The following is a 13,572-nucleotide window of genomic DNA, read 5'->3' on the forward strand; positions in this document are numbered from 1 at the left end:
GGAGATATCCTGGGTGAGTGGATGTGGTGAGTGACGCGATCTCCGCCGTTCACCTCGGGCACCCGTGGTTCCAGCGGGTGCGGGCGAGCGGGAGCTGGTGCGCGCGGCTTGATGCGTACGACGGCGCGGGCTTCCACGTCGTCCTGAAGGGCAACTGCCGGCTCCTGACCGACGGTGGCGCCTCGGTGTCCCTGGGCGTGGGCGACGCGGTGCTGCTGCCTCACGGCACGGGCCATGTCATCGCCGACGCTCGCCTTGATGCGGAGGTCGCGGCGCGGAAGGCGGTGCCGTTCGAGCAGTGGCTCGGGGAGACTTCGCCGCGAGCCCGGCCCGATCGCGACGGGACGGAGATGATCTGCGGCAGATACTGGCTCGACTGCAGCCGCATGCACCCGCTGATGACGGAACTGCCCGAGGTCGTCCACCTTCCCAGCCGCGTGGGCACCCACCTCGAACTCCGCGCCGCGATCGACCTGCTGGCCGGTGAGCTGGACGAGGCGCGGCCCGGTTCCTGCGTGGCGCTCCCCAACCTGCTCGATCTCCTCCTCGTCTACATGATCCGTGCCTGGATGACCGAGACCACCAGCGGAGCCTGGCCCAGCGCACTGGGCGACTCGGTGACGGCCGCCGCGCTGCGGGCGATGCACTCGCATCCGGCCGCGCCGTGGAGCATCGACCGCCTGGCCGCGGAGGCGGGCGTCTCCCGCCCCACGCTGGCGCGCCGGTTCACCACCCTGGTCGGCCGCCCGCCGATGGCGTACCTCACCTGGTGGCGCGTGATCCTGGCGGCCACCCTGCTCCGCGACACCAAGGAGACCCTGGCTGCCATCGCCGACCGCGTCGGCTACGGCAGCCCGTATGCGCTCTCCCACGCCTTCCAGAGGGAGTTCGGCACCACACCAGGGCGATATCGGGAGGCCGCGAACCGGCGCGCGACGTCCGACGCCTCCCCACGCTGATGCGGCAAGTGCCGGCTGCTCGGTGTACGGCGTGTCGCAGGCCGATCACGGCCAGGGTGGTACGGCATGACGACGCGGATGCTTGCTGAGGCGGTGGCTGTGCTGCCGCAGGTCCTGGAGGCCCTGGGCTGGCAGGGCCGGCGCGTGGTCCAGGCCAGGGCTTTGAGCAGCCGGCGGTGGGTGGCCTGTGAATTGAACGAGGCCGAGCACGAAACTCGATTGCGTGAGGGGCTGCCGCCGGCGGCTGACGCCTTCCTGCTGCACTGCGTCGCCCACCGCTACCCGGACTTCCTGTCGCGCCCGGCGCCGGTGCACATCGAAGGCGCGATCGCGCCGCGTAGGACCTGGGCGGCCGCGAGGAACAACCTCGGCGGGTTCGTGTCGTTCGGTGCACGGGTGGCCCTCGTACCCACCGTTGTGGCACGAAGCCTGCCCGTCGCGGTGGATGCCGTCTACTACGGCTTCGGCGTGGTGGCTCTGGAAGAGCCTGATCGGCTGGTCCATCCGCCTGAGCCCGTTCCCGCCCAGGAGCGCACGTGGGTGAGACGACTCGTCGAGGAAGTGATCTATGACGCCGTGCTTCGTCAGGCCGGTCAGGCTCTTCCCGTCGCACTCGGCGTGGCGTAGGACTTCACCCACGCCTGCAGGTGCTTGGGCACTCCCCACGACAGCCGGCGCTGGGCGTTCAACTCGTGGTGCCGGTGAATGGCGTCCTTGCATTTGGCCAGCCAGGAGCCCGGCCGTTGGTGCGGGAGCAGAGTGGTGATGCCCTCATGGAGGTGCAGCAACGGCTCGAACGTGTGGGCGGCGAGTTCGGTGGGTGAGGCGGTGGCCAGCCAGTCCATCGTGCGGCTGCCGCACACGCGGCAATCACAGGTCCAGACATCACGCATCAGGTCGGGATCTTCGAGAGTGGCCTGCACGCCTTCGAGAATCTTGTCCACGGTCATCAAGGCCAGGAGCGGCAGGACGAGTGTGTGCCGTCGGGGCGTCCCATTGTTCGGGGGAGGCGAGGCGTCTTCGGGATAGAGATGACGCAACGAAGAGGTGGCGCCCATGGCAGCCCAGAGGGCGCCGTGAGCGATTGCTCCCAGTCCGGAGACGTCCGTGCTCAGCAGGCTGACCGGGACGGTGGCACGTTCCAGCAAGTGTCTGAGGCCCGAGACCGCTCGGATGGAGCCGAGAGGGTCGCTCCGGTGCTCCAGCACAAGAGCCACCGGCGTCTCGTGCGAGCAGATCTCACTGACGAGATGGTCTACCCAGGGTGTCAGCAGCCAGCTACTGTGCAGGGGCAGTACGGCGGTGACGTCGGCGCCCGCTTCCTTGGCTTGGCTGAGCACAGTCCGTAGTGCGGCCTTGTCCTCCTCGCCCACGTATCCGGAGTCGGTCAAGACGCTGGGGACGTCCAACGCGCGCTGGGCATCGAGCCAGGCGCGACTGATCGGCTCCGCCCCGGCCTTCCGGCGGGACTTGCCACCCGCGTAGCAGCGCCGGTCGATGAGCAGGGGCCCGCGGAGGCGTTCTCGTAAGGATGGGTGAAGCGCGGTGGCCTTCTCTCCTGTGAGCACGATTCCGCCGGCGGATGACGGGATGATGTCGAGCACAGCGGACATTTGCCCGGCTGGGATCATGAAGCAGGTGACGATCCGTGAGGATCGTGTTCGCGGTATGGGTTCTTTCTGGCGTGGCGCCGGCCGGGGCATGGCCAGGGACGTAGACAGGTACTTAGCTAATTGCCATAATGCCTTTGTGCTGGACGTTGATCTGGTGAAGGCGCTGGCCAACGACAAGCGGTTGCTGATCTTGGAGTGGCTGCGTGACCCTGAACGCCATTTCCCGCCGCAGCGGGACGGCGACCTGGTGCGCGACGGGGTCTGCTCCTTGTTCATCGCCCAGAAGCTGGGAGTGAGCCAGCCGACCTGCGGTGAGCATCTGAAGGTGCTCGCGCAGGCCGGGCTGTTGCGCGGCAAGAAGATCAAGCAGTGGGTGTTCTACCAACGTGACGAGGACCGCATTTCCGCGGCGAAGGAGTTGCTGAGCGGTGAGTGGTGAGCTGGGCGGCGGTGTCGCCGCGCCCGAGAGTCTGGACGCGGGACTCTATGAGCGGTTGATCGCCGATCTGGAAGCGGCGGGGGCGCGCTATCGTCTGATCGACCACCCGCCCGAGGGGCGCACCGATGAGGTCAGCGCTCTGCGTGGACACGACGTCGCACAGGCCGCCAAGTGCCTGGTCGTCATGGTCAAGATCGGCAAGAAGCGGACCCGGTACGTGCTGGCCGTGGTGCCCGGTGATGCCCGCCTGGATCTGCAGGCGGTGAAAGCCCTGCTGGAGGGCACCTATGCCGCCTTCGCCGACCGTGACAGAGCCGAGGAACTGGCCGGCAGCGTCAGCGGCACCGTGCTGCCCTTCAGCTACCACCCCAAGCTGGAGGTGATCGCCGACCCGGCGCTGCTGCGGGTTCCGGAAGTGTTCTTCAACGCCGCCCGCCTGGACCGTTCGATCGCCCTGGCCACCGACGACTACCTACGGCTGGCCGCCCCTCGCGTCGCTCCCATCATCACCGCTCCCTGACTCCGACGCCGGAGCGCGTCAAACAGCTCGGGGTGTAGATGACCACGTGCAGGTCGGGGTGGTCGGCAGGGGCCAGGCGGTGGTGCTCGAAGTGTCGCATCCCCGTGATCGGGTGGTCGAAGACGCGCACGCGGGAGGCGAAGCCCTCGATGTGGTGGTCCTGCCACGCCGTACGGAAGGCCGCACTCGTGGCCAGCAGGCGCTGGATGGCCGGGGAGCCGGCGAGGTCGCCGAGCCGGGGCCCGGCCTCGGCCCGGAACTCGGCGACGAAACGACGGCTCGTGACCTCCCAGTCCGGCAGCAGATCACGGACGTAGGGATCGGTGAACACCAGCCACAGCAGGTTGCGCTCCTCGGGAGCGACCGTGGCGACGTTCGGATACAGGTCGACGTAGGCGGCGTTCCAGCCGGTGATCGTCCAGTCGGGCGCGATGGCGTACGCGGGACATCCGGCGAGCGCGTCGAGCAGCCGCTGCACGTGGCCGGGAGCGGTGCGGGCCGCCGGTTCCCCGGGCTCGGTGAGGGGGGCGTATCCGGCCAGGGACAGCACATAGGCATGCTCGGCGGGGGTCAGGAGCAGCGTACGGGCGAGGGCGTCCAGGACGTGCCGGGAGGGCTGGATGTCGCGGCCCTGCTCCAGCCACGTATACCAGGTGGCGCTGACCTGGGAGAGCGTGGAGACCTCCTCTCGTCGCAGGCCGCCGCGCCGGCGGGGACCGGCCGGGGGCAGGCCGACCGCCGTCGGGTTGAGCCGGGCTCGCCTGGCGCGCAGGAAGTCGCCCAGTTCCTTGCGCCGCTCCGCTGCCGTTCCCATGGACGCAGGATAGGTACTGGTAGCCGGACTACTAGCATTCGGGGCGTCTTCGCGGTACGCCCGCGCACCGCGAGGATCGGGGCATGCCACAGCTGAGATCCCGCACCGTCACCCATGGCCGGAACATGGCCGGGGCGCGCGCCCTGATGCGCGCCTCCGGCGTGCCCGGCGCCGACATCGGCGTCAAGCCGGTGATCGCGGTGGCCAACAGTTTCACCGAGTTCGTCCCCGGTCACACCCATCTGCAGCCCGTAGGCCGGATCATCGGCGAGGCCATCGGCGCGGCGGGCGGCATCGCGAGGGAGTTCAACACCATCGCGATCGACGACGGCATCGCCATGGGCCACGCGGGGATGCTGTACTCGCTGCCCTCGCGGGAGCTGATCGCCGACTCCGTCGAGTACATGGTCCAGGCGCACTGCGCGGACGCCCTGGTCTGCGTCTCCAACTGCGACAAGATCACCCCGGGGATGCTGCTGGCCGCGCTGCGGCTGAACATCCCCACGGTGTTCGTCTCGGGCGGCCCCATGGAGGGCGGACGGACGGTGCTGTCCGACGGCACGGCCCGTACCGGCCTGACCCTCGTCACCGCCATGTCCGAGGCGGTCAACCCCGCCGTCTCCGACGCCGACCTGGCCGCCATCGAGGAGGCGGCCTGCCCGACCTGCGGTTCGTGCGCCGGGATGTTCACGGCCAACTCCATAAACTGCCTTCTGGAGGCTCTCGGCCTGGCCCTGCCCGGCAACGGCACCACCCTGGCCACCCACACCGCGCGCAGGGCCCTGTACGAGCGGGCCGGGCGGACGGTCGTGGAGCTGACCGAACGGTACTACGGCAAGGACGACGCCACCGTGCTGCCCCGGGCGATCGCCTCCCGGGCGGCGTTCGACAACGCGATGGCCCTGGACCTGGCCATGGGCGGCTCCACCAACACCGTGCTGCACCTGCTCGCCGCCGCCCACGAGGCCGAGCTGGACTACGGCCTGTCCGACATCGAGGCGCGCTCGCGCGAGGTGCCGTGCCTGTGCAAGGTGGCCCCCAGCAGCGCGTACCTGATGGAGGACGTCCACCGGGCCGGCGGCGTCCCCGCCCTGCTGGGCGAGCTGTACCGCGCCGGGCTGCTGCGCGAGGACGTCCAGGCCGTTCACGCCGGCTCACTCGCCGCCTGGCTGTCCGCCTGGGACGTCCGCGCCCCCTCGCCCTCCCCGGAGGCGACCGGCCTCTTCCTCGCCGCTCCGGGCGGCGTCCGCTCCGCGTCCGCCTTCGGCCAGTCGGCCCGCTGGGAATCGCTGGACCTGGACGCGGCCGCGGGCTGCATCCGCGACGCCGCCCACGCCTACTCGGCCGACGGTGGGCTCGCCGTGCTGCGGGGCAATATGGCTCCGGACGGGGCGGTGGTCAAGTCCGCCGGCGTCCCCGACGGCATGACCGTGTTCACCGGCGCAGCCGTGGTCACCGACTCCCAGGACGAGGCGGTGGAAGCGGTCCTGTCCGGGCGGGTGCGTCCGGGCAGCGTGCTGGTCATCCGCTACGAGGGTCCGCGCGGCGGTCCGGGCATGCAGGAGATGCTGTATCCGACGGCCTACCTCAAGGGCCGCGGCCTCGCCCACTCCGTGGCCGTCGTCACCGACGGCCGCTTCTCCGGCGGCAGTTCCGGCCTGTCCGTCGGCCACGTCTCACCAGAAGCCGCCGCCGGAGGACCGCTGGCACTGGTCGCTGACGGCGACCTGATCACCGTCGACATCCCGGCCCGCACCCTGCGCCTCCACGTGCCGGAGCCGGAGCTCGCCGCCCGCCACGAGAGCTCGGACTACCGGCCGCACCGCCCCCGGCGGCCCGTCTCGACGGCTTTGCGCGCGTACGCGGCCCTGGCCCAGTCCGCCGACAAGGGCGCCGTACGCGCCCTGCCCAGCGACTGACCGCTCCGGAACGACTCGATCAGCGCCGTTCCGCCGTGATGGCTCGTGCGAGTGCCGCAGTACGGGCTCGCGCGAGCCGGCCGTGACGATCCCTCTTCGACCGCCAGCGGCGGCGACGCGAACTGAACAACGCCTCCCCAACAACCTGCTTCACAGGAACAGCAGGGACACTCACAGACCGGAACTGATGACGTGGACGCCGTCATGCTGCCGTACGGCCGGCCTTCCCTCGCCTTGCATCGCGTCCAAGACTCGGACGGCAAAGGCTTCGACGGAGAGCCCTTTGATCTCCTCAGCCGTGGCCCACCTGAAGGCGCGCGTCTCATCCGTTTCCGTCAAAGCCCCGCCCACAGCCCGGCACCTGAACACGAGCGCGACGATCCCGCGCTCCATGTTCTTGTAGACGCCGGTGAGCGCCTCCGGCTCGACTTCGAGGCCAGTTTCCTCCCGGACCTCCCGTCTGAGCCCGCCGACCACGTCCTCCTCCAGCTCAAGCACGCCACCGGGCGCTTCCCAATGACCGTTGTCCCGCCGCTGGATGAGCAGTGCCCGCTGCCGGTCGTCCACTATGACGCCCGCGACGCTGACCGAGTGACGTGAGTCGTGATCCATCGAAATCCTCATTGCCCGAAGGTGGCTAGACTCCCAAGCTAGTACATGTATGTACGAGTAGAGGAGTGAGCCTGGATGACCTTGGCATTGCCGGGTCTGGACCCGGTTACCGACCGCCCGGTGTTCAAGCAGATCGCCGATCACCTTCGCGATGCCATCGAACAGAACAGGCTGGAGCCCGGAGCGAAGGTGCCCTCCGAAGCCAAGCTCATGGCACACTACGGCGTCGCTCGGATGACGATCAGGAACGCACTCCAAATCCTTCAGACCGAGGGGCTGACCGTAGCAGAACATGGGCGCGGCGTATTCGTCCGTTCGAGATCCCAAGTGCGTCGCCTCGCTTCCGACCGGTTCGCGCGACGGCACCGTGAGCAGGGCAAGGCCGCGTTCATCGCGGAAACTGAGGGCGTCGGCGGCAAGCCGACGGTTGATTCCATCCAGATCAGCGAGACAGAGCCGCCGGCCTACGTGGCGCAGCGGCTGGGTCTCGGCGAGCGCGACAAGGTGCTCGTACGTTCACGTCGCTACTTGATCAACGGCCACCCGGTGGAGACAGCGGTTTCCTACCTTCCCGCCTCGATCGCGAGAGGGACACGCATTGCCGAACCCGACACGGGACCCGGCGGCATCTACGCACGACTGGAGGAGATGGGACACCCGCTCGACCACTTCGATGAGGAGGTCAGGTCCCGGATGCCGATGCGCGAAGAGGTCAAGGCACTGAAGCTGGCACCCGGCACTCCCGTCTTCCATCTCGTCCGCACTGCGTACGCCGAGAACGGCAGGGCGGTGGAGGTCTGCGACACGGTGATGTCGAGTGACGCCTACGTGCTCTCCTATCAACTTCCAGCGCAATAGCCCTTGACTCCTCTAGATAACTTTGACATACATGAGCCAACTCCTCTAGTCGAGTAGACGCCTAGACGGGAGCCATAAAGATCTCGCAGGCAGAACCAGGAAGGCCGCCGCAACCAGTGAATCCACAGCAAACCCTGGACCGCCATCTCAGCGACCTCCGCGCTTCGTTCCCCGACTGGGCCTTCTTCCGCAGTGACCCAGGCGCCTTCTACGCGACACGACGCGGCGTCGTCCTCACCGACGCCGAGATCGATGCGGGCCTTGAGCAGCCTGTGAGCGCCGACGACGAGGCCACCTTCGTGGCGCTGTTGCATGAGCAGCACGTGAGGGGGTGGAGTCGTGGCCGCGCGACCGCCTGATTCACGGCGGTGCAACAATCAGCACGCCGCCCCGCCGGCCCCTGAGGCAAGGGTGATCGAATGGGGGCAGAGCCATTCCCGCGTGAACCGAGTACGAGTCCGCACACACACCTGCTCCTGCACTTCGCCCTACTTCGAACTGTGCACAGCAGGCGGACTTTGGTTCGTCCGGCGTTTCACCGCAGGCACTCCGACCGTGACCGCCGAAAGTCCTTGGATATCGGCCCGCGCCGCCCAAGACCTGTGGAACCAGATCTTGACCGGCCAAGCCCAATGACCGGCCGCCACAGCTCACCGTCGTAGTCGCCGGCCTGAACCTGCCCGCCACCCCGGATGCGTTCCGGCGTTCCACCGGGCTCGTGGCGTCGAGAACTCGATTCGTCTCATCGGGAAACAGCAGGCATGACACGAACAACCCCACCGGAGGAGCGGGTCGAGGCGGACGACGCCGAGCTCATCCGCCGGTCCATCGACGATCCGGAGCAGTTCACCGGCGTGTTCGACCGGTACGTCGAGCAGATCCACCGCTATGTCGCGCGGCGGTTGGGCGTGCAGGTCGCCGATGACGTCGTGGCGGAGACGTTCCTGACCGCCTTTCGCTGCCGCGCCTCCTACGATCACGCCCAACCGCTGGCCAGGCCGTGGCTGTACGGCATCGCGACCAACCTCATCGCCAGGCAGCGGCGCGACGAGGAGCGGTTCCTGCGGGCGCTGGCGCGTACCGGTGCGGAGCCGCCGTCCGAGTCCATGGCCGACGCGGTGGTCGGGCGCGTGGCCGCGCAGGCCGAGGACCGTCGGCTGGCGGGGGCGCTGACGGGCCTGGCGAGCGGTGACCGCGACGTGCTGCTGCTGGTGGCGTTGGGAGACATGGCCTACGACGAGGTGGCGCAGGCGCTCGGCATCCCGATCGGGACCGTGCGCTCGCGCCTGCACCGGGCCCGCAAGCAGGCGCGGGCCGCCCTCGGCACCGGCACTCAGACGAGAGAGGACGCATGATGGACGAGTTCGGACGGTTCCTCGAGGCCACCCCGGCGATCACCGGCGAGGCGAAGGCGGCGGCGCGCACCCGGCTGCTGGAGGCCATCCGTGAGCCGGTCCCCCTGCCTGCAAAGCCTCCGGCGCGGCGGCGCGGGCCGCGCCTGGCCTGGCGGCTGGCGCTGGCCGCGTCGGTCGCGCTGGCCGTCGGCGCGGGCGTCATCACGGTACGCGGCGGTGGAGAACCTGCCACCGCCCCGGTCGCCGCCGTACGGGAACTCGGCGACAAGGCGGCCAGGAGCGCCGAGACCGACCCGTACCAGATCACGCCCTCGCCGGGCCGCTGGCTGTACGTGCAGCAGACGATCGCTCCGCTCCGCCAGGAGCCGGAGCCCGAGGTGGACCGCGACAGGCGCATGACTCTGGAGACGTGGCACAGCCTGGACGGCAAGCAAGTGGCGTTGGACGACGGACGGGGCAGGCTCGTCACGGAGGAGTACGGCCCCGGCGTCACGGCCGCGGACCTGGCCGAGGCGCCGGTCACCCCCGAGGAGATGATCGCCAGGATCGGGGCGAGCGTCGATGCGACCCCGGCGACGGAGTTCGACGACCCCGGCGCGACCCGGCAGGAGCGGATCTTCCGGACGATCTCCCAGTTGCTGGGCGAGCAGCCGCTGACCGCCGACGTACGGGCCGCGTTGTTCCGGGCGCTGCCCATGATCGAGGGGGTTGCCGTCAAGCAGGACGCGGTCGACGCGGCGGGCCGCCACGGGGTCGCGTTCGCCTGCACGGGAACCTGGGAGCGCCTGGAGATCATCGTGAGCGCGCAGGACCACCGGTTCCTGGGGACGTACGGCGAGAGCGTCGCCGACCGCACCTTCGACCTCCCAGGCGGGGCGACACGCACCGTCAAGGCGGGCACCCCGCTGGTGTGGAGCGCGCGGATGACGGCCGAGGTCGTCGACAAGGCCGGGGACCGGCCGTAGCGAGGGCGTCATCTTTGGTTGACGCGCCATCGCTCGTCAACCTAAGATGACGTCATGGAGTCCGATCCCATCGCAGCGCTCACCCGCGCCGTGAACGCCGACGACCCGATCAACTCGCTCGCGGCCATCGCCGAGTTCCGCCGTGAGCTCGCGCGCATGGAGGCGGTGGCGGTCCGCCAGGCCCGTACCCGGGGCGACAGCTGGACGGAGATCGCCGCCGCTCTGGGCCTCAGCAAGCAGGCCGTGCACAAGAAGCACGGCGGCCGGGGCCTGTTCCGCGCCCAGGACTAGCAGACGGACACCACACCGAACGTCAGCGATCAAGGCTGGACGTTCCGATGCGTGCTGCCCGGAAGCGGTCCGGGCGGCCGGCGAGGAGGACGATGATGACGGCGGCATCAGTGACACGAGACGCTCTCGCGGTCGCGGTGACGGCCAACCTGCCGGTGATCCTGTGGGGCGCGCCGGGCACCGGCAAGACGTCCGTGGCGACCGCGCTCGGCGCGGCCGTCGGCCTGCCGGTCGAGGTGGTGGTCGGCTCGATCCGCGAGCCGAGCGACTTCTCCGGGCTGCCGGTGCTGCGCGACGGCGGCACCTGGTTCGCGCCGCCGCGATGGGCCGAGCGGCTCGCCGCCGGGGGCGGCGGCCTGCTGTTCCTCGACGAGCTGACCACCGCGCCGCCGGCCGTGCAGGCCGCCATGCTGCGGGTGGTGCTGGAGCGCACGGTCGGCGACCTGGTGCTGCCGGACGAGGTACGGATCGTGGCCGCCGCCAACCCGCCGGACCAGGCCGCCGACGGCTGGGACCTGTCCGCGCCGCTGGCCAACCGGCTCATCCACCTGAACTGGACGGTCTCGGCCGAGGACGTCGCCGAGGGCTTCGCCGGAGGCTTCCCCGTGCCGGAGTTCCACCTGAAGGGCCCGGCCGGCCCCGCCGACGCCCGCGCGCTGGTCGGGGCGTTCCTGCGGGTGCGGCCGGAACTCGTCCTGGCGGTGCCCGACAGCCCGGACCGGGCGGGCCGCGGCTGGCCCAGCCCGCGCAGCTGGGAGATGGCCGCACGGGCGATCGCCGCCTGCGAGCGCCTGGGCGCCGGCGAGCCGGTCCTGGCCGAGCTGGTGCTCGGCGCGGTCGGCGAGGCGGCCGGGTTCGAGCTGCTCTCCTGGCGCCGCAACCTCGACCTGCCCGATCCGCAGTCCCTGCTGAACGACCCGCACGCACGCCTGCCCGAGCGACTCGACCGGCTGCACGCCCTGCTCGGCGCGGTGGTCGCGTACGTACGGTCGGACGGCACCACCGACACGTGGGAACGGGCGTGGGCGGTGGTGGCCCGGGTCGCGCGCACGGCGCCGGACGTGGCGGCCAGCGCGGCCCGTTCGCTGGCCCGTACCCGGCCCGAGGGCGCGACCCTGCCCGAGGCGATGCTCGAACTCGCGCCGGTGCTGCGCTCGGCGGGGCTCCTGCGATGACCGCCGACCGCGCTCCCGCCCACGAAGAGGCAGTGCGCGCCAGGATCGCCGCCGCGCGGCTGTGGGCGGCGCACCGGGCCCCGTACCTCGCCTCGGCCGTCTTCGCCCTCAACCCGGTCATCCTGGAACCGGCCCTGGACGAGGACACCGGCGCGCCCGTCGCCGACCCCGGCTTCCGCGCCTTCCCCGCCGACACCCGGTGGAATCTGTACGTGGAACCGGGCACCGCGCTGGCCACCCCGGTCGAGGAGATCGGCTGGTGGATGCTGCACCAGGTGGGCCATCTGGTGCGCGGGCACGCGGCCCGCTCGCCGGTGCGGCCGGAGCCGGGCCACGAGGTGAGCCACGCCGCCGGCGCGGCCCGCGACGACGAGGCCCACCGCTGGAACCAGGCCGCCGACGCCGAGATCAACGACGACCTGGAGGCCGAGGAGCTACGCGGCCCGGCGGGCGTGCTGTCGCCTGCCGAGCTCGGCCTCCCTGCCCACCGCACCGCCGAGGAGTACGTGCCGATGCTCGACGTGCTCGCCTCCGCGATGGGCCGCGGCGGGCGGGCGCTGGCCGAGGCGATCGACTGCGGCAGCGCCGTGGACGGGCAGGAGCGCACGTACGAGGACGGCGGCTCCGGCGAAGGGCTCACGCAGCTCGACCGCGAACTGCTCGAACGCACCATCGCGGCCGGCATCCAGGACCGGATCAGCGCGCGCGGCGAGCTGCCGTCAGGATGGCGCCGCTGGGCCGAGGAGCGCCTGCGTCCCTCGGTGAACTGGCGGGCCCGCCTGGGCGCGGTGATCCGGCGCGGGCTGAGCACGGTGGCGGGGCAGGTCGACTTCAGCTACCGCCGCCCGTCGCGCCGCGCCGGCGCGTACGCCGGCATCGTGCCGCCGTCGATGGTACGCGCGGTCCCCGACACGGTGCTGGTGATCGACACCTCCGGCAGCGTCACGAACGACGTGCTGAACCGGTTGCTCGCCGAGGTGACCGGCATCATCGACGGCGTGGCCGGCCCCGGCCGGCGGCTGCGGGCGTTCTGCTGCGACGTCCGCCCGCACCCCGTCCAGCTGGTACGCCGGGCGAGCGACATCGAGCTCGTCGGCGGCGGCGGCACCGACCTGCGGGCCGGCCTCGCCGCGGCCATGGCCCTGCGGCCCCGGCCCGACCTGGTCGTCGTGCTGACCGACGGCGAGACGCCGTGGCCCGAGCAGCGCCCTCCCGCCCAGGTGGTGGTCTGCCTGATCGGCGACGGCGGGCACGCGCCCGGCTGGGCGTCCGTGGCTCGCATCCCGGCGAAAGGAGAGTCATGACGACGGGCTACGCCGACGAGCCGGGCCCGGAGCCGCTGCACGCGTGGCGGCGACGCGGTTTCACCATCGCCGAGGCCCGGCGGTGGATCGACGACGGCTTCTCGATCGGCAACGCGGAGCGGTGGCGCGCATCCGGCGTCTACACCGCGGCCGACGCGCGATCATGGCGCACCGCCGGAGCCACCCCGTACACCGTGGATCTGTGGCTGCGGGCCGGCATGACGCCACGGGACGCGGTGCGGTGGCGCGAACTGGGCTATCCGCCCGAGGAGGCGGCCGACCGGCACCTCGCGGGGGAGCGCCCGCACCCGCGCGGCCGGCTGTGGCGGCTGCTGCACCGGGGCGAGCAGCCGGGCGGCGCGTTCGCCGACGAGGAACGCTCCCGCAGCATGCGGGAGCTCCTGCGGGCCGGCATCCCGGCGGGCAGGGCACGCGCCTACGTCGAGGCGGGCTGGACCGGCGCCGCCGCGGTGGAGTGGGCCGAACGCGACGTCGAGGCGGGCCAGGCCCAGGTCTTCAGTGCGCTCGGCCTGTCCGCCCGCGAGGCCGGCCGCGTGCTCGCCTCGGGGCAGGACGCCCTCTCCCTCATGACCGAGTTCTGGCGCGCCGGAGTGCCGATCGACGAGGTGGCGGACTGGCGCGCGGCGGGTTTCACCGGCGAGGAGGCGGCCCGGATGCGGGCCGAGGGCATCGGCGTCGAGCAGGCCAAGGTGCTGCGGGCGTTGAACGACGGCGACGAGTCCTGACC

Annotated in this window: 16 protein-coding genes; 13 read left to right on the plus strand and 3 right to left on the minus strand. The window is 71.0% G+C overall.

What is annotated here, in order from left to right; all coding sequences use genetic code 11:
• The first annotated feature begins 17 nt into the window (after positions 1-17).
• Positions 18-959: an AraC family transcriptional regulator gene (locus ABD292_RS14740; RefSeq protein WP_344207749.1), complete on the plus strand. Its 942-nt coding sequence runs from the start codon at positions 18-20 to the stop codon at positions 957-959.
• 66 nt (positions 960-1,025) lie between these two features.
• Positions 1,026-1,586, plus strand: a complete 561-nt coding sequence (locus tag ABD292_RS14745) for a hypothetical protein (RefSeq protein ID WP_344207750.1) — start codon at positions 1,026-1,028, stop codon at positions 1,584-1,586.
• On the opposite strand, the gene ABD292_RS14750 is transcribed toward ABD292_RS14745, so the two are convergent.
• Positions 1,553-2,563 carry a hypothetical protein gene (locus tag ABD292_RS14750; RefSeq protein WP_344207751.1) on the minus strand — a complete coding sequence of 337 codons (1,011 nt, stop codon included), beginning with the start codon at positions 2,561-2,563 and terminating at the stop codon, positions 1,553-1,555. The genes ABD292_RS14745 and ABD292_RS14750 overlap by 34 nt on opposite strands.
• A 25-nt stretch (positions 2,564-2,588) precedes the next feature.
• On the opposite strand from ABD292_RS14750, the gene ABD292_RS14755 reads away from it, so the two are divergent.
• Both ABD292_RS14755 and ABD292_RS14760 read left to right on the plus strand, forming a co-directional pair.
• Positions 2,589-3,011: an ArsR/SmtB family transcription factor gene (locus ABD292_RS14755; protein WP_344207752.1), complete on the plus strand. Its 423-nt coding sequence runs from the start codon at positions 2,589-2,591 to the stop codon at positions 3,009-3,011.
• Positions 3,001-3,531: a YbaK/prolyl-tRNA synthetase associated domain-containing protein gene (locus ABD292_RS14760; RefSeq protein WP_344207753.1), complete on the plus strand. Its 531-nt coding sequence runs from the start codon at positions 3,001-3,003 to the stop codon at positions 3,529-3,531. Before ABD292_RS14755 ends, ABD292_RS14760 begins: the two co-directional genes overlap by 11 nt.
• Here ABD292_RS14760 and ABD292_RS14765 read toward each other — a convergent pair.
• Positions 3,518-4,345 carry a helix-turn-helix transcriptional regulator gene (locus ABD292_RS14765; RefSeq protein WP_344207754.1) on the minus strand — a complete coding sequence of 276 codons (828 nt, stop codon included), beginning with the start codon at positions 4,343-4,345 and terminating at the stop codon, positions 3,518-3,520. The genes ABD292_RS14760 and ABD292_RS14765 overlap by 14 nt on opposite strands.
• An 83-nt stretch (positions 4,346-4,428) precedes the next feature.
• On the opposite strand from ABD292_RS14765, the gene ilvD reads away from it, so the two are divergent.
• On the plus strand, positions 4,429-6,264 hold the full coding sequence (gene ilvD, locus ABD292_RS14770; RefSeq protein ID WP_344207755.1) for a dihydroxy-acid dehydratase: 1,836 nt from the start codon (positions 4,429-4,431) through the stop codon (positions 6,262-6,264).
• A gap of 171 nt (positions 6,265-6,435) precedes the next feature.
• On the opposite strand, the gene ABD292_RS14775 is transcribed toward ilvD, so the two are convergent.
• Positions 6,436-6,876: an NUDIX hydrolase gene (locus ABD292_RS14775; protein WP_344207756.1), complete on the minus strand. Its 441-nt coding sequence runs from the start codon at positions 6,874-6,876 to the stop codon at positions 6,436-6,438.
• Between the two features lie 75 nt (positions 6,877-6,951).
• On the opposite strand from ABD292_RS14775, the gene ABD292_RS14780 reads away from it, so the two are divergent.
• The 8 genes from ABD292_RS14780 to ABD292_RS14815 all read left to right on the plus strand — a co-directional run bounded on the left by ABD292_RS14780 (position 6,952) and on the right by ABD292_RS14815 (position 13,570).
• A complete protein-coding gene (locus ABD292_RS14780; RefSeq protein WP_344207757.1) occupies positions 6,952-7,734 on the plus strand; it encodes a GntR family transcriptional regulator in 783 nt (260 codons plus the stop codon).
• Positions 7,735-7,850: 116 nt separating this feature from the next.
• A complete protein-coding gene (locus tag ABD292_RS14785; protein WP_344207758.1) occupies positions 7,851-8,093 on the plus strand; it encodes a hypothetical protein in 243 nt (80 codons plus the stop codon).
• Between the two features lie 402 nt (positions 8,094-8,495).
• Positions 8,496-9,089, plus strand: coding sequence for an RNA polymerase sigma factor (locus ABD292_RS14790; RefSeq protein ID WP_344207759.1), 594 nt, complete (start codon positions 8,496-8,498; stop codon positions 9,087-9,089).
• Complete coding sequence (locus ABD292_RS14795; protein ID WP_344207760.1) at positions 9,086-10,054, plus strand: CU044_5270 family protein; 969 nt, start codon at positions 9,086-9,088, stop codon at positions 10,052-10,054. The genes ABD292_RS14790 and ABD292_RS14795 overlap by 4 nt, the downstream gene beginning before the upstream one ends.
• A gap of 54 nt (positions 10,055-10,108) precedes the next feature.
• Entirely contained in the window at positions 10,109-10,345 is a 237-nt protein-coding gene (locus tag ABD292_RS14800) for a hypothetical protein (protein ID WP_344207761.1), read from the plus strand.
• Between the two features lie 110 nt (positions 10,346-10,455).
• Entirely contained in the window at positions 10,456-11,520 is a 1,065-nt protein-coding gene (locus ABD292_RS14805) for an AAA family ATPase (protein ID WP_344207762.1), read from the plus strand.
• Complete coding sequence (locus tag ABD292_RS14810) at positions 11,517-12,824, plus strand: vWA domain-containing protein (RefSeq protein ID WP_344207763.1); 1,308 nt, start codon at positions 11,517-11,519, stop codon at positions 12,822-12,824. Before ABD292_RS14805 ends, ABD292_RS14810 begins: the two co-directional genes overlap by 4 nt.
• A complete protein-coding gene (locus ABD292_RS14815) occupies positions 12,821-13,570 on the plus strand; it encodes a hypothetical protein (RefSeq protein WP_344207764.1) in 750 nt (249 codons plus the stop codon). Before ABD292_RS14810 ends, ABD292_RS14815 begins: the two co-directional genes overlap by 4 nt.
• Positions 13,571-13,572 lie beyond the last annotated feature (2 nt).

The organism is Nonomuraea bangladeshensis (assembly GCF_039529455.1).
Lineage (GTDB): Bacteria > Actinomycetota > Actinomycetes > Streptosporangiales > Streptosporangiaceae > Nonomuraea > Nonomuraea bangladeshensis.